Source organism: Pantoea sp. EKM101V (assembly GCF_011800325.1).
Lineage (GTDB): Bacteria > Pseudomonadota > Gammaproteobacteria > Enterobacterales > Enterobacteriaceae > Pantoea > Pantoea anthophila.
On record NZ_JAALFP010000008.1, the window covers coordinates 1 to 18,361 of the forward strand.

Here is an 18,361-nt window from a genome sequence, read left to right on the forward strand (position 1 = left end):
CGGCGGCTCAGTCTCCTGAACCTTCAACCCGTTTCCCGTTGCCGGTGTGCCGTGTCGATGGAGGCGCATTATAGGGAGCGGTTCAGATAGCGCAAGTGCAAATTAAGACTTTTTTTCCGTTCGTCTGAAATTTGCACAAAAGCGCCCTTTTATGCCTGTTTAATGCGCGCTGGCAGTGCGGCCAGGCTATCGATGACCCAGTCAGCGGCGGCTTCCCCTTCCGCGGTCACCGGTTTACCGCTACGTACCAGGACTTTGGTACCGACACCGGCAGCCTGCCCTGCCAGCATATCCTCCAGCTTGTCGCCCACCATATAAGAAGCTGCCATATCAATATTCAGCTCTTGCTGAGCCATCACAAGCATACCCGGCTGAGGTTTACGGCAGTCGCAGGCCTGACGATACTCTGCAACGGCGGCGTCGGGGTGGTGCGGGCAGAAATAGATGCCGTCCAGATCAACGTCGCGATCGGCCAGCGACCAGTCCATCCATTCGGTGAGCTGCATAAAGGTGTCTTCAGTAAACATACCGCGCGCGATGCCAGACTGATTGGTCACGACCACCAGCGCATACCCCATCGCCTTCAGTTGCTGCAGCGCTTCAATGGTGCCGTCAATAAACTGAAAGTTATCGATCTCATGGACATAGCCATTATCGACATTAAGGGTGCCATCACGATCAAGAAAAATAGCGGGGACTTTATTCGCCACGTAGAAACTCCTGCTGTAAAAATTGCCGATCAGTATCGCATGATTGCTGTGAAAGGGAGAATGTCAGATTGAATCACTTCCATTGATTCAGACGTCTGGATGCCTTACCATCCATCCAGCTTTTACCCTTAATAAAAGCAACGAGGCTTCCCACACCACGGACAACGCAACACGATAATAAATAACCTAATGATTAAACTCGAAAATATCACCAAAGTGTTCCAGCAGGGTACGCGCACCATTTCGGCGTTGAAGGACGTCAGCCTGCACGTGCCTGCCGGACAGATTTATGGCGTTATCGGTGCTTCCGGTGCCGGTAAAAGTACGCTGATTCGGTGCGTTAACCTGCTGGAACGTCCGACATCAGGCCGTGTGCTGGTCGACGGTGCTGACCTGACCGCACTCAGCGAGCGTCAGCTGACTCAGGCCCGTCGTCAGATTGGCATGATCTTCCAGCACTTCAACCTGATGACCTCCCGGACCGTCGCGGGCAATGTCTCCCTGCCGCTGGAGCTGGGAAATCTCTCCCGTGAACAGATCAACGCTCGCGTGACGGAACTGCTGGAACTGGTGGGATTAGCCGATAAGCACGATGCCTGGCCTGCGAACCTGTCGGGTGGACAGAAGCAGCGCGTTGCGATTGCCCGTGCGCTGGCCAGCAATCCAAAAGTGCTGCTGTGTGATGAAGCCACCAGCGCTCTGGACCCGGCGACAACCCGTTCTATTCTGGAGCTGCTGAAGGACATTAACCGCCGGCTTGGCCTGACGATTCTGCTCATCACCCATGAAATGGATGTGGTGAAGCGCATCTGCGACCAGGTGGCTGTCATCAGTCAGGGTGAGCTGATTGAGAAAGATAGCGTCAGTGAGGTCTTCTCGCATCCTAAGACGCCGCTGGCTCAGCAGTTCATTCAGTCTACCCTGCATCTGGATATCCCGGATGATTATCAGCAGCGCCTGTCAGCCACTGCCGCTGAGAACAGCGTGCCCTTGCTGCGACTGGAATTTACCGGCAAATCGGTTGACGCGCCGCTGCTTTCCGAAGCCGCACGGCGTTATAACGTGAATAACAACATTATCAGTGCGCAGATGGATTACGCCGGCGGCGTGAAGTTCGGCATTATGCTGGCCGAAATGCACGGCACTGAAAGCGATACCCGCGAGGCGATAGCCTGGCTGCAGGAGAATCATGTGAAAGTAGAGGTGCTGGGTTATGTCTGAAGCGATGATGTGGTTGCTGGGACGGGGCGTGTGGGAAACGCTGATGATGACCTTTGTCTCCGGCTTTTTTGGTTTTGTACTGGGTCTGCCAGTCGGCGTTCTGCTTTATGTCACCCGTCCGGGACAGATTCTGCAGAATCAGGGGCTCTATCGCGTGCTCTCCGCGCTGGTGAATATCTTCCGCTCCATTCCGTTCATTATCTTACTGGTCTGGATGATTCCTTTTACCCGCGTGATCGTCGGCACCTCCATCGGACTGCAGGCGGCAATCGTCCCGCTGACCGTTGGCGCCGCCCCCTTTATCGCCCGTATGGTGGAAAATGCCCTGCTGGAACTGCCTACCGGCCTGATTGAAGCGTCACGTGCCATGGGTGCCACGCCGATGCAGATCGTTCGCAAGGTGCTGCTGCCGGAAGCGATGCCGGGTCTGGTGAACGCCGCGACGATCACCCTGATTACCCTGGTAGGTTACTCTGCCATGGGCGGCGCGGTCGGTGCCGGTGGTCTGGGTCAGATCGGTTATCAGTATGGTTATATCGGATATAACGCCACCGTGATGAATACGGTATTGGTGTTGTTAGTGGTTTTGGTGTATCTCATTCAGTTCTGTGGCGACCGCATCGTACGTGCTGTGTCCCATAAGTAAGCCAGCAATATCACATTATTAAGGAAAGGATATGTCTTTCAAATTCAAAAAAATTGCCGCTGTGGGTGCACTGATTGGCGCGATTGCGCTGGCAGGATGCGATCAAAAAGAGAAAGATGCGAACCACATCAAAGTGGGCGTGATTGTCGGCGCTGAACAGCAGGTTGCTGAAGCCGCGCAGAAAGTCGCGAAAGAGAAGTATGGTCTGGACGTTGAGCTGGTCACCTTCAACGATTACGTTCTGCCGAATGAGGCACTGAGCAAAGGCGATATCGACGTTAACGCCTTCCAGCACAAACCTTATCTGGATCAGCAGATCAAAGATCGTGGCTACAAACTGGTTTCCGTCGGCAACTCTTTCGTTTACCCGATTGCGGGCTACTCGAAAAAGATCAAATCGCTGGATGAGTTGCAGGATGGCGCTCAGATCGCGATTCCAAACGATCCGACTAACCTGGGACGTTCGCTGCTGCTGCTGCAGAAAGCCGGCCTGATTAAACTGAAAGAGGGCACAGGCCTGCTGCCAACCTCGCTGGATATCACTGAGAATCCAAAGCATCTGAAAATTGTTGAGCTGGAAGCGCCACAGCTGCCCCGCTCACTGGACGATCAGCAGATCGCCCTGGCGGTCATCAATACCACCTATGCCAGCCAGATCGGCCTGACCCCGACTAAAGATGGGATTTTCGTCGAAGATAAAGATTCACCTTATGTGAACCTGATTGTCGCGCGCGAAGATAACAAAGATGCGGAAAACGTGAAGAAGTTCGTTCAGGCTTACCAGTCTGACGAAGTTAACGAAGCCGCCAACAAAGTCTTTAACGGCGGTGCAGTTAAAGGCTGGTAAGTCAGCCGACATTCTCCCCAGGGGCGGCGCTATGCCGCCCTTTCTGTTACAGCCTGCCCTGCCCGACTTGTTATTTATTCCTGTCCTTGTTTCAATAACGCCACTTTTGGAAACCTGAGGATGTTGCCATGCGTTTTTTACCGCTCGGCTTGTTAGCATTGATGCTGACAGGGTGTGTTCATGAGTATCACCCGATAACCAGCGCACCGTCCAGGCCGCAGCACTCCACTGAACCGACCCGCAAACCCGCTGCCCGCCCCGCACCAGTTAAGCTCTACACGGATGCCGCCGATCTGGTCAGCAAACCGTTCCGCGATCTGGGTGAAGTCTCTGCTGAGGATTGCCAGATCAGCAATCAGAACTCGCCCGCTAACATCGCCACGGCCCGTAAACGTCTGCAGATCCGGGCGTCACAGATGAAAGCCAATGCGGTGCTGCTGCACAAGTGTGAAATTGTGACGGGTACGCCAGGGTGCTACCGTCAGGCAGTGTGTCAGGGCTCGGCATTGAAAGTCAGCAATCAATGAGTGAATTCACCTTTGCGCAGATTGGGGTCATCCGCTCGCCGTGGAAAGAGAAGTTTGCCGTGCCGCGTCAGCCAGGGCTGGTGCAGGATGGCGGCGGAGAACTGCACCTGCTGCCCCCGTACAATCAGCCGGAAGCGGTTCGCGGACTGGAAGCGTTCAGTCACCTCTGGCTGCTGTTTGTCTTTCATCAGACGATGGCAGGCGGCTGGCGTCCCACGGTTCGCCCTCCCCGACTGGGCGGCAATGCGCGCATGGGTGTCTTTGCAACCCGTTCAACGTTTCGTCCCAACCCGATTGGCATGTCGCTGGTCGAGCTGAAAGAGATCAGGCTTGAGAAGCAGCAGGTGATCCTGCAGCTTGGCAGTCTGGATCTGGTCGATGGCACCCCCATCGTGGATATCAAACCCTATCTGCCTTTTGCCGAAGCGCTGCCCGAAGCCCGGGCGGGATTTGCCCAGGCAGCACCGGCGGCCACGATGCCGGTGCGCTTCTCCGCGCTGGCGCAGGAGCAGCTGCAACAGCATGCCCGCTATCCCCATCTGGCGCGTTTTATCCGTGACGTGCTGGCGCAGGATCCCCGTCCCGCTTACCGTCAGGGCCAGGCAGAGGAGCGGGAATATGCGGCCTGGCTGATGGATTTTAATGTACGCTGGCGCATTGACGATGCCGGGACAGAAGTGATCGCTATCGACCCGCGTTAAAACCCGCTTTTGAGCCAGTGATCTCACTGGTACACTAGCCGCCAGCAAATTTCTGTCTGTGACTTTCCGATCAACTGGAACCGTAATCAATGCGTACTACTCAATATCTGCTCTCTACTCAGAAAGAGACGCCTTCCGACGCCGAAGTGATCAGCCACCAGCTGATGCTGCGCGCCGGTATGATCCGCAAACTGGCTTCTGGCTTGTACACCTGGTTGCCGACCGGGGTTCGCGTGCTGAAAAAAGTCGAAAATATCGTGCGCGAAGAGATGAACAACGCGGGTGCGGTTGAGATTTTAATGCCGGTCGTGCAGCCTGCCGACCTGTGGCAGGAGAGCGGTCGCTGGGAGGAGTATGGCCCGGAGCTGTTACGTATTGCCGACCGCCACGAACGTCCGTTTGTGCTGGGCCCGACGCATGAAGAGGTGGTCACCGACCTGATCCGTAATGAGCTGAGCTCTTATAAGCAGCTGCCACTGAACCTCTATCAGATCCAGACCAAATTCCGTGACGAAGTGCGTCCGCGCTTTGGCGTGATGCGTTCGCGCGAATTCACCATGAAAGATGCCTACTCTTTCCACGTGTCGCAGGAATCGCTGCAGGAAACCTATGATGCGATGTACCGCGCCTACAGCCAGATCTTCAGCCGTATGGGCCTGGATTTCCGTGCCGTACAGGCCGACACCGGCTCTATTGGTGGCAGTGCATCACACGAGTTCCAGGTGCTGGCCCAGAGCGGTGAAGACGATGTGATCTTCTCAACCGATTCTGATTACGCCGCCAACATCGAGCTGGCCGAAGCCGTCGCACCAGCCGGTGAACGCGCTGCGCCGTCGCAGGCGATGCAGCTGGTTGAGACGCCAGACGCAAAAACCATCGCGGAGCTGGTTGAGCAATTTGGTGTGCCGGTTGAGAAAACCGTGAAAACGCTGATTGTTAAAGGGGCGGAAGAGAGCGGTCATGCGCTGGTTGCCCTGCTGGTTCGTGGCGATCATCAGCTGAACGAAATCAAAGCAGAGAAGTCAGCTATCGTGGCGTCACCGCTGGTCTTCGCGACTGAAGAAGAGATTCGCGCGGCAGTGGGTGCAGGTCCGGGTTCAATCGGGCCGGTCGGCCTGCAGATGCCGATCATCGCAGACCGTACCGTCGCGAAGATGAGTGACTTCAGCGCCGGTGCTAACGTCGATGGTAAGCACTACTTCGGCATTAACTGGGAGCGCGATCTGCCGCTGGCCACCGTTGCGGATATCCGTAACGTGGTTGAAGGCGATCTGAGCCCGGATGGCAAAGGCACACTGCAGATTAAGCGCGGCATCGAAGTGGGTCACATTTTCCAGCTCGGCACGAAATATTCGGACGCGCTGAAAGCCTCTGTTCAGGGCGAAGATGGCCGCAACCAGATAATGAGCATGGGCTGCTACGGTATCGGCATCACCCGTGTTGTCGCTGCGGCGATCGAGCAGAACCATGACGAGCGCGGCATCATCTGGCCGGCGGCACTGGCTCCATTTGAGGTCGCGATTCTGCCCATGAATATGCAGAAATCCTTCCGGGTGAAAGAGCTGGCGGAAGAGCTGTATGCCACGCTGCGCGCGAAAGGCGTCGACGTGATTCTGGATGACCGTAAAGAGCGTCCGGGCGTGATGTTCGCTGATATGGAACTGATCGGTGTGCCACACACCATTGTCATTGGCGATCGCAATCTCGATAATCAGGAGATTGAGTACAAATCACGTCGTGCCGGTGAGAAGCAGATGATTAAGCAGGATGAGATCGTCGATTTCCTGCTGAAGGCGCTGAATAAGTAAGTTCTCAGCGCGGGCTGGAACTCTTCGCGGCCCGCCCCTGAAGCTATAAGCACTCAAACGCCCCGCCTGCGGGGCGTTTTTTATTGCACTCTGCCGCGCATCGCTTTGGTACTGCTGCGGCGCGCTTTTCCTTCCAGTCGTCGCTCTTTTGACGCGCGGGTCGGCCGCGTGGCGCGACGCACTTTTTCGACCGTGCTCAGTTCGCGGATCAGATTGAGCAGCCGTTGCAGCGCGGCTTCGCGATTCATCTCCTGACTGCGGTACTCCTGCGCCTTGATCACCACGACGCCTTCAGCAGTGATCAGATGATGGCTGGCGGTAAGCAGCCGCTCTTTATAGAAGGCAGGCAGTGAAGAGGCGGCAATGTCAAAACGCAGATGGATAGCCGTGCTGGCTTTATTGACATGTTGCCCACCCGCTCCCTGAGCGCGTATCGCCGTCAGCTCAATCTCACTGTCCGGGATCTCAACCGAACGGGACAGCATAATCATCGCTCTCCTCTCCCCTGCTTCATGACCTTTACCTCTGATAACCTGTTCATCAACTTAACCTTTTGTGCGATCCCGCGTTGCGCGGCAGCCAGCGGAATCTGTCACTTTAGCAGTGTTTTACGTGCTGTTCCTGCTTTACACAGGCTGATTTCCTGTAAATGGCTATGGTATAGTCGCCAGTTAATCAGAGTATCTACGCTCTGCCGAGGAGGATCATGTGCAAAATTATTGTGAGTTAGTTCGCCGCAAATATGCCGAAATCGGTAGCGGAGATTTAGGTTACATACCGGATGCGATTGGCTGCGCATTGAAGGCACTTGATGATATTGCCGCAAATAGTGAGCTAAACTCTTCTGTCAGGGAACAGGCGGCCTACGCCGCTGCTAACTTATTGGTGAGCGACTATGTTGATTAATGAAGCGTACCACCCCATCAATTGCGATGATTACGATAACCTGGAACTCGCCTGTCAGAAAAACTGGATGCTGTCACTGGACATGAAAGATGGCGAGCAGCTGAAGGCAAAGGCGAAAGAGATTTTTTCACGTAAGAACGTGGAATATCTGGCTATCGATCTCTCCGGTGAACATCGCGAGTTACGTCTCGACCACATCGCCAGCTTTACCCATCCCGAGCTGGGCACGGTGGTTGTCAGCGCAGAGTAATTCACTCCTTCCGGGCGGGACATCCCCGCCCCTGTCACACTCAGGGCTGCAGCGAACTGTAATACGCCGCCAGATCCGCCATATCGTCATCACTTAATCCCGCAACAAACGCCTTCATGACCTCAGCCTGACCCCCGCTGCGCTCGCCCTTTTTATAAGCCTGCAGCGCATGTTCAAGATACGGGGCGTGCTGCCCGGCCAGACTGGGATAAAGCGGCACGGTCGCCTTGCCTTCCGCGCCATGACAAGCCATACAGCTGCCCGCTTTCTCTGCGCCACGCTGCGCATCGCCGGCGGCCCAGGCCGGTAATACAGCGGCCATCAGGGCGCCGATCAGCCACGTTTTCATTGTTCAGCTCCTGTGCAGGCGGCCCTGTCCCAGACAATCTGCCAGCCCTGCTCATCGCATGCCGCACCCTCCCGGGTGATAAAAAGATCCGGAACACAGACCAGCGTCTGATTATAAAAAATTAGCGGCAGCCGCTCGCGCTGCCATGGAGGAATATGCAGTGCCTGCCAGAGCTTCTTCATCTCCCGTCCCCCTTCCCGCCCCATCAGATGCACCTGGCCCTGCGCGTGAAATCGCACGCTGACCTGCTCGTCGGGCTGCGGATGGCGCAACAGGCTCTGCATCTGGCTGGCACGCAGCGTGCCGAGGCTTTGCGGCAGCGTCAGCGGCTGGCAGCGATCGGGCCACGCCAGCACCGTGTCGCGTAGCGAACTGCGCACCGGCAGCCAGTAGAGCTGCTGCCGGTATCGCCGCAGTTCCGCCTGACCGAATCGCAGACGAGGCTGCGCATCCTCACGACTCGCCATCACCTCATTGCGGATGCGCTGCAGCGCGTCGCGGGAGGGCATCGCTCCGCCCTGTCCGGCGATCCAGCGACGCAGTAAGGCGTTAGCGCGCGGCTCACTCATCGTCATCAGCGGCGGAAAGTGCAGACTGCCATCCGGCTGGACGCGCTCAGCCAGCTCTCCGGCAAGAAGTTCATCCAGCAGCTGCTCCTGCTCACTGCACAGGGCTGCGCTTCGGGCGGTCGCCTCGGCAAAGTGGGGCCAGCGCTGAGAGAGTTCAGGCAGCAGCCGCTGACGCAGAAAGTTACGGTCGTAGCGCAGATCCTGATTACTCTCGTCTTCGATCCACACCAGCTGATGGGCATGAGCATAGGCTTCAAGCGACTGTCGTGACTGATTAAGCAGAGGACGTAACAGCCGATGGGAACCCAGCCTGCGCACTGCGGGCATGGCCGCCAGCCCGGCCGGACCGCTGCCGCGCTTCAGCGCCAGCATAAAGGTTTCACACTGATCGTCGAGATGCTGCGCCGTCAGTAGTTGTTCGCCCGGCTGCAGCGCCGCACCCAGCGCCTGATAACGGGCGGTGCGTGCCGCCGCCTCAATGCCCTTGTCACTGCCGTCAACGGTGACGTGCAGCACGCCACACGTCAGCTGCCACTGTTCGCATATCGCCTGGCAGTGGGCCGCCCAGCGGTCAGCATTCGGGCTGAGTCCGTGGTGAACATGCAGCGCCCGCAGGCGCGACTGAGGATGCTGCTGCTGCCAGTCGCGAAGCTGATGCAGCAGCACGGTGGAGTCAAGTCCGCCGCTGAACGCGACCACCAGGGCAGCGTCCGGTTGCAGCAGTAAGTCAAAAGCGGGCAAAGACATCGCAGAATCCAGAATATCGGGCCACTGAATGTCGCCCGCCGAGCGCGCTAGTTTACGCCTGATAGAGCTCCAGCGGCAAACCATCCGGGTCGGCAAAGAAAGTACAGGGTTTACCGGTGAGTTCATCAATGCGAATCGGCTCGCAGATCACACCTTTTTCAGCCAGCGTCGCCACCGCTGCGGCCACATCCGGCACGGTAAAGGCCAGATGGCGCAGGCCGCACGCCTCAGGGTGACTGACCCGAGCAGGGGGTTCAGGAAACGAGAAAAGCTCAATAGTATAGCGATCCCCTAACGCGAGATCGCCTTTCCAGGAGTCGCGCGCTTCGCGGTAAACTTCGCCCATCAGTCGAAAGCCCAGCACATCGCAATAGAAGGCTTTGCTGCGCGGATAGTCAGAGGCGATGATGGCGATGTGGTGAATAGCGTTTAACTGCAACATGTTGAATATCCTGATTCGGGCAGGATACCTGAGTCAGGCATCCTGCCGCTGATAAGATTTAAAAATTTATGCCGGGTCGTTTTTCAGCACGCGCACACGGTATTCGCCCTCTTCCGTCAGGCTGGCACCGTGAATGTCGGTTTCAAACCCCGGATAGTGCCGGCCAATGCTGCACAGCATCAGCAGGAAATCGAGCACCGCGCGACTCTTCTCTGTGATCATCTCTCCCGGCATCACCAGGGGAACGCCCGGCGGATAGGGCAGGATCATGTTGGCCGAAACCCGCCCGACCAGCTCACTGATATCCACCGTTTCGATGTTGCCCTTCACCTGCTGCTGAAACGCCTGATGCGGTGTCATCTTCATTTCAGGCAGCACGTCGAATGCCTGCAGCATCAGACGCGGCAGATCGTGATGGCGGATCAGCTGATGGATCCCCTGCGCCAGGGTCTGAATGCGCATGTTGCGATAGAAGTCGGGATCCTCTGCGTAGAGATCCGGCAGCATGTTTTTCACCCGCAGATTCAGATCGTAGGCGCGTTTAAATTCGGTCAGCCCGCGCAGCACGCTCATCGCCTTGGTTTTATCGATGCCGATACTGAACAGGAACAGCAGGTTATAGGGGCCGGTTTTCTCCACCACGATGCCGCGCTCATCCAGAAACTTCGCCACCAGCGCCGCCGGGATCCCCTCTTCCGCCATCTCCCCCAGTTCGCTCATGCCCGGCGTCAGGATTGTCACCTTGATCGGATCGAGATACATGTGATCGCGATCCGCCTGCGTGAATCCATGCCACGCTTCGTCGCCCGGCTGGATCGGCCAGCACTGCGCTTCGTCAACCTGTTCCGGCTGCCAGATGTCAAAGAACCAGCTGTCAGACTCTTCACGCAGCCGCTGGATCTCACGGCGGAAATGAAGCGCGCGTTCGACCGAGCGATTGATCAAACGCTTACCCGGATTGCCGCGCAGCATGGCGGCAGCGGTTTCAATAGAGGAGACGATAGCGTAGTTAGGCGAGGTGGTGGTGTGCATCATGTAGGCTTCGTTAAACGTCTGCTCGTCGTAGTCGCCTTTAATGTGGATCATGGATGCCTGAGAGAACGCCGCCAGCAGTTTATGGGTCGACTGCGTTTCATAGACCACCTTGCCCGGAATGCGGTCTCCGCTCATGCCGCTTTTGCCCGCGTAAATCGGGTGGAAATTGGTGTAAGGCACCCAGGCGGAGTCGAAATGAATCGACGGCACAGCCAGCGTCTCTTTGATGTACTGGGTATTGTAGAGCAGCCCATCATAGGTCGAGTTAGTAATGACCGCATGCACCGGCCAGGTGGCTCTGTCAGTCGATGCCACTTTATGCGCTATCGCGTCGCGGGTGAACTCCTGCTTCGGGATGCCGCCAAGGATCCCCAGCGCATTGCGGGTCGGCTTCAGCCAGATCGGGATCAGATCGCTCATCATCAGCAGATGGGTCAGCGATTTGTGGCAGTTGCGATCGATCAGCACGGTGCTGCCCGCCGGAGCGGCATACATCCCGACAATTTTATTCGAGGTCGAGGTGCCGTTGGTCACCATGTAACTCTGCTCAGCGCCGAAGGTGCGCGCGATATACTCTTCCGCTTCCAGGTGCGGCCCGGTGTGGTCAAGCAGCGAACCCAGCTCGGTTACCGAAATCGAGATGTCTGATTTCAGGGTGTTAGCCCCGAAGAAATCGTAGAACAGACAGCCGACCGGGCTCTTCTGAAACGCGGTGCCCGCCATATGGCCCGGCGTGCAGAAGGTGTACTTGCCCTCTTTCACATAGGTGAACAGCGCTTTGGTCAGCGGCGGCGTGATGTGGTCAAGATAGTCATCCGTGTATTGCCGGATGTGCAGCGCGATATCCTCGGCGGCATTCAGCGCATACTCAAAAAAGTGCAGCGGCATACGCATCTCATTGATGCTGATATCCATCTGCGAGTGGGTATTGATAAAGGCATACAGAGGCAGGTATTCGTTTAGCTGATTAATCTCTCCGCACAGTTCGGGGCTGTTGTGCGCATCCCAGTCGAAGATAACGCCGCTGATACGCGGGTTGTGTTCGATCAGTTTCAGCAGATCGTCACTGTTTTTCGGGTAAAGCAGCTGGAAGCCCTGCAGATTTAACGCCGCGTCGAGTTCGCGTAACGGTTCATCTTTGTAAAACACGCCGTGCGCGCCCATGATCGCCAGAATATTCAATGCCTGTCTCCCTGATTGTGGTGGAACCGGTCAAGCATAACCGCTAACCCCCATAAGGTGTAGCGAGGCGGTGCCAGGAGGAAACTGAAAGCGGCGAGTGAGCGTGTGGAGGGAAAGTGCAGGCATAAAAAAAGCGGACCGGAGTCCGCTTTTATGGAAGTGCACTTATCAGGCGTAGCCGTAGCTCATCAGGCGCTGATAACGACGGTCCAGCAGCTCTTCAGTGCTTAACCCATCGAGTTCGGCCAGATCGGCCAGCAACTGCTGCTTCAGAGACTGCGCCATGTCGACCGGACGGCGATGCGCGCCACCCAGCGGCTCCGGGATTACGGAGTCAATCAGCTTCAGCTCTTTCAGACGGTGAGCGGTAATGCCCATCGCTTCCGCAGCCAGCGGCGCTTTATCTGCACTTTTCCACAGAATAGAGGCACAGCCTTCCGGCGAGATAACGGAATAGGTGCTGTACTGCAGCATATTCACTTTATCGCCCACGCCGATGGCCAGTGCACCACCTGAACCGCCTTCACCGATGACCGTACAGATGACCGGTACTTTCAGGCCAGACATTTCACGCAGGTTGCGCGCAATCGCTTCAGACTGCCCGCGCTCTTCCGCGCCCACACCCGGATAAGCACCCGGGGTGTCGATGAAGGTGATGACAGGCATTTTGAAGCGCTCAGCCATCTCCATCAGGCGCAGCGCTTTGCGATAGCCTTCCGGTGCTGGCATGCCGAAGTTACGGCGAATTTTCTCTTTGGTTTCACGGCCTTTCTGGTGCCCGATGATCATCACCGGACGTCCATCCAGACGCGCAATACCGCCAACAATCGCTTTGTCATCCGCATAAGCACGGTCGCCCGCCAGCTCATCGAAATCGTCGAACGCGTTGCGGACGTAGTCAAAGGTATAAGGACGCAAAGGATGGCGCGCCAGTTGAGCGATCTGCCATGCGCCTAAATCGGCGAAGATTTTACGGGTCAGCTCAACGCTCTTCTCGCGCAGGCGCTGAACTTCTTCATCCAGATTAACGTGTTTATCATCCTGACGACCAATTGAAGTCAGCGAATCAATCTTCGCTTCGAGTTCTGCAATTGGCTGTTCAAAATCCAGGTAATTAAGACTCATAATGTTCCTGTTCTAGTCAAACTCCAGTTCCACCTGCTCCGATCCGATCAACGAGCGCAGATCGTTAAGTAAACGATCGCTGGGCGAAATTCGCCACGCTGCCCCAAAGCGCAGCTTCGCTCGCGCGTCGGCTCTCTGATAGTAGAGATGCACCGGAATCGTCCCTGATCGATGAGGTTCCAGGGACTGACGGAGTCGGTTTAATAGCTGGTCATCAATTTGCCTGTCCGTCAGCGAGATAGCAAGTCCGCGCGCGTATTTTTCGCGAGCTTCGTCGATGTCCATAACTTCACGAGCGGTCATTTTAAGGCCACCACTGAAGTCATCAAAGCTGACCTGTCCACTGACGATCAGGATTCGGTCTTTCTCCAGCAGCTGCTGGTATTTATCTAACGCATCGGTAAATAACATCACCTCAAGACGACCAGAACGATCGTCCAGAGTACAGATACCAATTCGGTTGCCGCGTTTGGTGACCATTACCCGTGCAGCGATCACCAGACCGGCCGCCACGGTAATTTTCCCCCGGTCGGTTGGATGCATATCTTTCAGCCGCACCCCGCCAACGTAACGCTCAATTTCTTTCAGATACTGATTAATCGGGTGCCCGGTCAGGTAGAGCCCCAGGGTTTCCCGTTCGCCATCCAGCTGCACCTGCTCCGGCCATCGCGTGACGCTGGCGTACGATTTCTCCACCTGCTCCGGCTCTTCCGCCAGCACGCCGAACATATCCGCCTGGCCAATCGCCTCCGCCTTCGCATGCTGATCGGCCGCTTTTAACGCGTCGCCGAGCGCACTCATCAGCGCGGCGCGATGCGGCCCCAGACGATCGAAGGCCCCGGACATGATCAGTTTTTCCATCACCCGACGGTTGATCTTTTTGGTGTCGGTTCGGGCGCAGAGGTCAAACAGCTCGCGGAAGTAACCGCCTTCGTTTCGCGCATCAATGATCGCTTCGATCGGGCCTTCACCGACCCCTTTTATCGCACCGATACCGTAAACAATTTCACCTGCGTCATTCACATGGAAGGGATAGAGGCCGGAGTTAATATCGGGCGGCAGCACCTTCAGTCCCATCCGCCAGCACTCATCGACCAGGCCTACCACCTTCTCGGTGTTATCCATATCGGCGGTCATTACCGCGGCCATAAACTCTGCCGGATAGTGCGCTTTCAGCCATAGCGTCTGGTAAGAGACCAGTGCATAAGCCGCAGAGTGTGACTTGTTAAAGCCATAGCCTGCAAATTTTTCTACCAGATCGAAGATCTTCATCGACAGTTCGCCGTCGATGCCCATGCTTTCTGCACCGTCACGGAAAACGGAACGCTGCTTGGCCATCTCTTCCGGTTTCTTTTTCCCCATGGCGCGACGCAGCATATCTGCGCCACCCAGGGTGTAACCGGAGAGGACCTGAGCGATCTGCATCACCTGTTCCTGATAGAGAATGATACCGTATGTCGGCTCCAGCACTGGTTTCAGGCTTTCATGCTGCCACTGGATATCGGGATAGGAGATCGCTTCACGACCATGCTTGCGGTCGATGAAGTTATCCACCATGCCGGACTGAAGCGGCCCCGGACGGAACAGCGCCACCAGTGCGATCATATCTTCAAAGCAGTCGGGCTTCAGACGTTTGATCAGATCCTTCATGCCGCGCGATTCAAGCTGGAATACCGCGGTCGTTTCCGAGCGCTGCAGCATATCGAAGCTTTTCTTGTCATCCAGCGGGATAGAGGCGATGTCGATCGGCTCCAGCCCCTGCTTTTCCCGGCGCGGGTTGATCATCTTCAGCGCCCAGTCGATGATGGTCAGCGTTCTCAGCCCCAGGAAGTCGAACTTCACCAGGCCGGCATATTCCACATCATTTTTATCGAACTGGGTCACCGGGAACTGGCCGTGCTCATCGCAGTAGAGCGGCGCAAAATCGGTGATCTTCGTTGGCGCGATGACCACGCCACCGGCATGTTTACCGGCGTTACGCGTGACCCCTTCCAGCTTACGCGCCATGTCGATCAGCGCTTTGACCTCTTCATCCGCCTCATACATGGCCGGCAGCTGCGGTTCAGCAACAAAGGCTTTTTCCAGCGTCATGCCGGGATCGGGCGGGATCAGTTTGGAAATGCGATCCACGAAACCATAAGGATGACCGAGCACGCGGCCAACGTCGCGGATAACCGCTTTCGCCGCCATGGTGCCGAAAGTGATGATCTGTGAAACCGCTTCGCGCCCGTACATGTCCGCGACGTGTTCAATCACCTGGTCACGCTTCTCCATGCAGAAATCGACGTCAAAGTCGGGCATTGAGACACGTTCCGGGTTCAGGAAACGTTCGAACAGCAGGTCAAACTCCAGCGGATCGATATCGGTAATTTTCAGCGCATAGGCCACCAGCGAGCCAGCACCGGAACCACGACCCGGCCCGACCGGCACGCCATTATCCTTGGACCACTGGATGAACTCCATCACGATCAGGAAGTAGCCCGGGAAGCCCATCTGGTTGATTACATTGAGTTCAACCTCCAGACGCTCATCATATTCCGGGCGTTTCTGCAGCCGCTCAGCTTCGTCCGGGAACAGGAACACCAGACGCTCTTCCAGCCCCTCGCGGGATTTCGCGACCAGATAATCTTCCGTGGTCATATCACCGGTCGGGAACTGCGGCAGGAAGTATTCGCCCAGCCGGACCGTGACGTTACAACGCTTAGCAATTTCTACGCTGTTTTCCAGCGCTTCCGGGATGTCCGAGAAAAGCTCGCACATCTCCGCTTCGCTGCGCATATATTGCTGAGGACTGTAGTTGCGCGGACGCTTGGGGTCATCCAGCGTATAGCCGTCATGGATGGCCACGCGGATTTCATGCGCGTCGAAATCCTCTTCATTGATGAAGCAGACTTCGTTGGTCGCGACCACCGGAATGCCTTCGGCAATCGCCAGCTCCACCGCCGCGTGCAGGTAGCTCTCTTCATCCGGCCGGCCGGTGCGAATCAGTTCCAGATAGTATCTGTCAGGGAAATGCTGCTGATAAAAAGAGAGGCACTGTGAAACCAGCGCGCTGTTTCCGCGCAGCAGGCTGCGGCCGACATCTCCGCGGCGTCCGCCTGACAGCAGGATTAACCCTTCCTGCAATTCCATCAGCCAGTCGCGATCGATAATCGGCCCGTCCACGCCATAGCCACGCTGATAGGCGCGGGAGATCAGCAGCGTCAGGTTCTGATAGCCGGTATTGTTCGCCGCCAGCACGGTCAGCTGCGTGAGTTCATCCCCCATCAGCTCGCTGGCAACCTTAAAATCGGCACCAATAACCGGTTTTATCCCTGCGCCGTGCGCCCCGCCGTAGAATTTCACCAGGCCACACAGGTTAGTGAAGTCGGTGATCGCGATCGCGGGCATGCCGAGCGCAGCCGCCTTTTTGATCAGCGGCCCGGTTTTCGCCAGGCCATCAACCATCGAATAGTCACTGTGGACGCGCAGATGTATAAAACGGGGTTCAGCCATATCAGTTTCCGGTTAAAACAGCGTCAGGCTATTAAAGCGTATGGGGCTGGCTGGCGGCCAGTACGTCCGCATCGATTAGCGCATTGCGGACAGGAGCAAAACTGCGACGGTGGTGCGGGGTCGCGCCATATTGCGTCAGTTTTTCCATGTGTAGCGCCGTCGGATAGCCTTTGTGCTGTGCAAAGCCATATTGCGGGAACAGCAGATCGAGTTCAGCCATTTCACGGTCGCGGGAGACCTTGGCAATGATAGAAGCGGCGCTGATCTCAGCGACCAGACTGTCCCCTTTGACTAGCGCCTGCGACGGCATCGGCAGCGCCGGGCAGCGATTACCGTCGATCAGCACATAGTCAGGCTGAATGCAGAGGCCAGCAACCGCACGCTGCATCGCCAGCATAGTCGCATGCAGGATATTCAGCTGGTCAATCTCTTCCGGTTCTGCCCGGCCCAGGCTCCACGCCAGCGCCTTCTCTTTAATTTCGTCAAACAGGGCCAGCCGGCGTTTTTCCGACAGCTTCTTCGAGTCCGCCAGCCCGCTAATCGGGTTGGCCGGATCGAGGATCACCGCCGCCGTAACGACCGCGCCAACCAGCGGGCCGCGCCCGACTTCGTCCACACCGGCAATCAGCGTGGCGGCAGGATAGATAAAATCAGGCATTCACCAGCTCCAGTACCGCATCCGCCGCCTGTTCATCAGCGTTCCAGCGGATCTGTTGATGTAATTCATTGAACGTCTGCAGCAGGGTTTCGCGCTCAGGCCCGGCATGCAGCAGCGGATCTAACGCCGCGGCCAGGGCTTCAGGCTGACACTCATCCTGCAGTAACTCTTTCACCAGTTCCCGCCCTGCCAGCAGGTTGGGCAGCGAAACATAGGGGGTCTTCACTAGCCGTTTCGCCAGCCAGAAGGTCGCCGGTTTCATACGATACCCCACCACCATCGGGCATTTTGCCAGCATGCACTCCAGCGCAGCAGTGCCCGACGCCAGAAGTGCGGCATCGCTCGCGATCATCGCCTCGCGTCCCTGACCATCCAGCAGATGCACAGGAAGGTCGGGAGCCGTTTCGGCTTTTATCTTCTCAAACTGTTCGCGTCGGCGGGCGTTAACCAGCGGAACGACGATTTCCAGCGCCGGATAGTGACGGCGCAGTAACCGGGCTGTTTTGAGAAAATCGGCGCTGAGCATGTCAACTTCTGCGCCACGACTGCCGGGCAGCAGGGCCAGACAGAGCGCATCATCGGCAATTCCCAGGTGACGACGCGCAGCCTGTTTGTCAGGGTGCAGCGGCATCGCATCCGCCATGGTGTGACCGATAAAACGGCAGGGAACATTAAAGCGATCGTAGAACGCTTTTTCAAACGGCAGGAAGGCCAGCACCAGATTGGTGTTACGACCAATCTTGAAGACGCGCTTCTGACGCCAGGCCCAGACAGAGGGACTGACGTAGTGAATGGTACGGATACCGGCGCGTTTCAGGTTACCTTCCAGCGTAATATTGAAGTCAGGCGCATCGATCCCGACAAACACATCGGGCTGGAGTTCGGTAAAGCGCCGGGTGAGATCGCGGCGGATCGTCAGCAGACGGCGCAGACGTCCCAGCACCTCCACAATGCCCATGACCGCCAGCTCTTCCATCTCATACCAGGCTTCACACCCTTCCGCCTGCATCAGCGGACCGGCTACGCCGACAAAACGCGCGTCGGGATGGCGCGCTTTCAGGGCTCGAATCAGACCTGCACCAAGAATATCGCCGGAGGTTTCTCCGGCGACCAGGGCAATCGTTAGAGGACGCGCTGACATGA

The 18,361-nt window shown here is 56.9% G+C and carries 18 protein-coding genes; 8 read left to right on the forward strand and 10 right to left on the reverse strand.

Annotated features, from left to right (window positions below; genetic code table 11):
- Nucleotides 1-149: 149 nt before the first annotated feature.
- Complete coding sequence (gene gmhB, locus HFD92_RS13695) at nt 150-710, reverse strand: D-glycero-beta-D-manno-heptose 1,7-bisphosphate 7-phosphatase (RefSeq protein WP_009091953.1); 561 nt, start codon at nt 708-710, stop codon at nt 150-152.
- Nucleotides 711-899: 189 nt separating this feature from the next.
- Between gmhB and metN the strand changes: the two genes are divergently transcribed.
- The 6 genes from metN (at nt 900) to proS (ending at nt 6,460) form a co-directional block, all read left to right on the forward strand.
- Entirely contained in the window at nt 900-1,931 is a 1,032-nt protein-coding gene (gene metN / locus HFD92_RS13700) for a methionine ABC transporter ATP-binding protein MetN (protein WP_111208494.1), read from the forward strand.
- On the forward strand, nt 1,924-2,577 hold the full coding sequence (locus HFD92_RS13705; protein ID WP_009091958.1) for a methionine ABC transporter permease MetI: 654 nt from the start codon (nt 1,924-1,926) through the stop codon (nt 2,575-2,577). The genes metN and HFD92_RS13705 overlap by 8 nt, the downstream gene beginning before the upstream one ends.
- 31 nt (nt 2,578-2,608) lie before the next feature.
- Nucleotides 2,609-3,424: a MetQ/NlpA family lipoprotein gene (locus HFD92_RS13710; RefSeq protein ID WP_009091959.1), complete on the forward strand. Its 816-nt coding sequence runs from the start codon at nt 2,609-2,611 to the stop codon at nt 3,422-3,424.
- A 128-nt stretch (nt 3,425-3,552) separates the two neighbouring features.
- Complete coding sequence (gene rcsF / locus HFD92_RS13715; RefSeq protein ID WP_009091960.1) at nt 3,553-3,951, forward strand: Rcs stress response system protein RcsF; 399 nt, start codon at nt 3,553-3,555, stop codon at nt 3,949-3,951.
- On the forward strand, nt 3,948-4,652 hold the full coding sequence (gene tsaA / locus HFD92_RS13720; protein WP_111208495.1) for a tRNA (N6-threonylcarbamoyladenosine(37)-N6)-methyltransferase TrmO: 705 nt from the start codon (nt 3,948-3,950) through the stop codon (nt 4,650-4,652). The genes rcsF and tsaA overlap by 4 nt, the downstream gene beginning before the upstream one ends.
- An 89-nt stretch (nt 4,653-4,741) precedes the next feature.
- Nucleotides 4,742-6,460: a proline--tRNA ligase gene (gene proS, locus HFD92_RS13725; RefSeq protein WP_167429110.1), complete on the forward strand. Its 1,719-nt coding sequence runs from the start codon at nt 4,742-4,744 to the stop codon at nt 6,458-6,460.
- 80 nt (nt 6,461-6,540) lie between these two features.
- Here proS and arfB read toward each other — a convergent pair whose 3' ends face one another.
- Nucleotides 6,541-6,951: an alternative ribosome rescue aminoacyl-tRNA hydrolase ArfB gene (arfB, locus tag HFD92_RS13730; protein WP_009091963.1), complete on the reverse strand. Its 411-nt coding sequence runs from the start codon at nt 6,949-6,951 to the stop codon at nt 6,541-6,543.
- A 217-nt stretch (nt 6,952-7,168) separates the two neighbouring features.
- Between arfB and HFD92_RS13735 the strand changes: the two genes are divergently transcribed.
- Together HFD92_RS13735 and rof are read left to right on the forward strand one after the other, a co-directional pair.
- Complete coding sequence (locus tag HFD92_RS13735) at nt 7,169-7,366, forward strand: YaeP family protein (RefSeq protein WP_009091964.1); 198 nt, start codon at nt 7,169-7,171, stop codon at nt 7,364-7,366.
- A complete protein-coding gene (rof, locus tag HFD92_RS13740) occupies nt 7,356-7,616 on the forward strand; it encodes a Rho-binding antiterminator (protein ID WP_009091965.1) in 261 nt (86 codons plus the stop codon). The genes HFD92_RS13735 and rof overlap by 11 nt, the downstream gene beginning before the upstream one ends.
- A gap of 40 nt (nt 7,617-7,656) precedes the next feature.
- Here the strand turns inward: rof and HFD92_RS13745 are convergent, their stop codons facing one another.
- The 8 genes from HFD92_RS13745 to lpxB form a co-directional block, all read right to left on the reverse strand.
- Nucleotides 7,657-7,965: a cytochrome c gene (locus HFD92_RS13745; RefSeq protein WP_046101267.1), complete on the reverse strand. Its 309-nt coding sequence runs from the start codon at nt 7,963-7,965 to the stop codon at nt 7,657-7,659.
- Nucleotides 7,962-9,281 (reverse strand): tRNA lysidine(34) synthetase TilS, encoded by a 1,320-nt coding sequence (tilS, locus tag HFD92_RS13750; protein ID WP_167429111.1) that lies wholly within the window; start codon nt 9,279-9,281, stop codon nt 7,962-7,964. Before tilS ends, HFD92_RS13745 begins: the two co-directional genes overlap by 4 nt.
- Before the next feature lie 52 nt (nt 9,282-9,333).
- A complete protein-coding gene (locus tag HFD92_RS13755) occupies nt 9,334-9,723 on the reverse strand; it encodes a VOC family protein (RefSeq protein WP_167429112.1) in 390 nt (129 codons plus the stop codon).
- A 66-nt stretch (nt 9,724-9,789) separates the two neighbouring features.
- Nucleotides 9,790-11,940: a lysine decarboxylase LdcC gene (locus tag HFD92_RS13760; protein WP_046101264.1), complete on the reverse strand. Its 2,151-nt coding sequence runs from the start codon at nt 11,938-11,940 to the stop codon at nt 9,790-9,792.
- Between the two features lie 168 nt (nt 11,941-12,108).
- On the reverse strand, nt 12,109-13,065 hold the full coding sequence (accA, locus tag HFD92_RS13765; RefSeq protein ID WP_009091971.1) for an acetyl-CoA carboxylase carboxyl transferase subunit alpha: 957 nt from the start codon (nt 13,063-13,065) through the stop codon (nt 12,109-12,111).
- Nucleotides 13,066-13,077: 12 nt separating this feature from the next.
- Nucleotides 13,078-16,560: a DNA polymerase III subunit alpha gene (dnaE, locus tag HFD92_RS13770; protein WP_167429113.1), complete on the reverse strand. Its 3,483-nt coding sequence runs from the start codon at nt 16,558-16,560 to the stop codon at nt 13,078-13,080.
- Nucleotides 16,561-16,591: 31 nt separating this feature from the next.
- On the reverse strand, nt 16,592-17,218 hold the full coding sequence (rnhB, locus tag HFD92_RS13775; protein WP_167429114.1) for a ribonuclease HII: 627 nt from the start codon (nt 17,216-17,218) through the stop codon (nt 16,592-16,594).
- Nucleotides 17,211-18,359 carry a lipid-A-disaccharide synthase gene (gene lpxB / locus HFD92_RS13780; protein ID WP_046101262.1) on the reverse strand — a complete coding sequence of 383 codons (1,149 nt, stop codon included), beginning with the start codon at nt 18,357-18,359 and terminating at the stop codon, nt 17,211-17,213. The genes rnhB and lpxB overlap by 8 nt, the downstream gene beginning before the upstream one ends.
- Nucleotides 18,360-18,361: the final 2 nt, after the last annotated feature.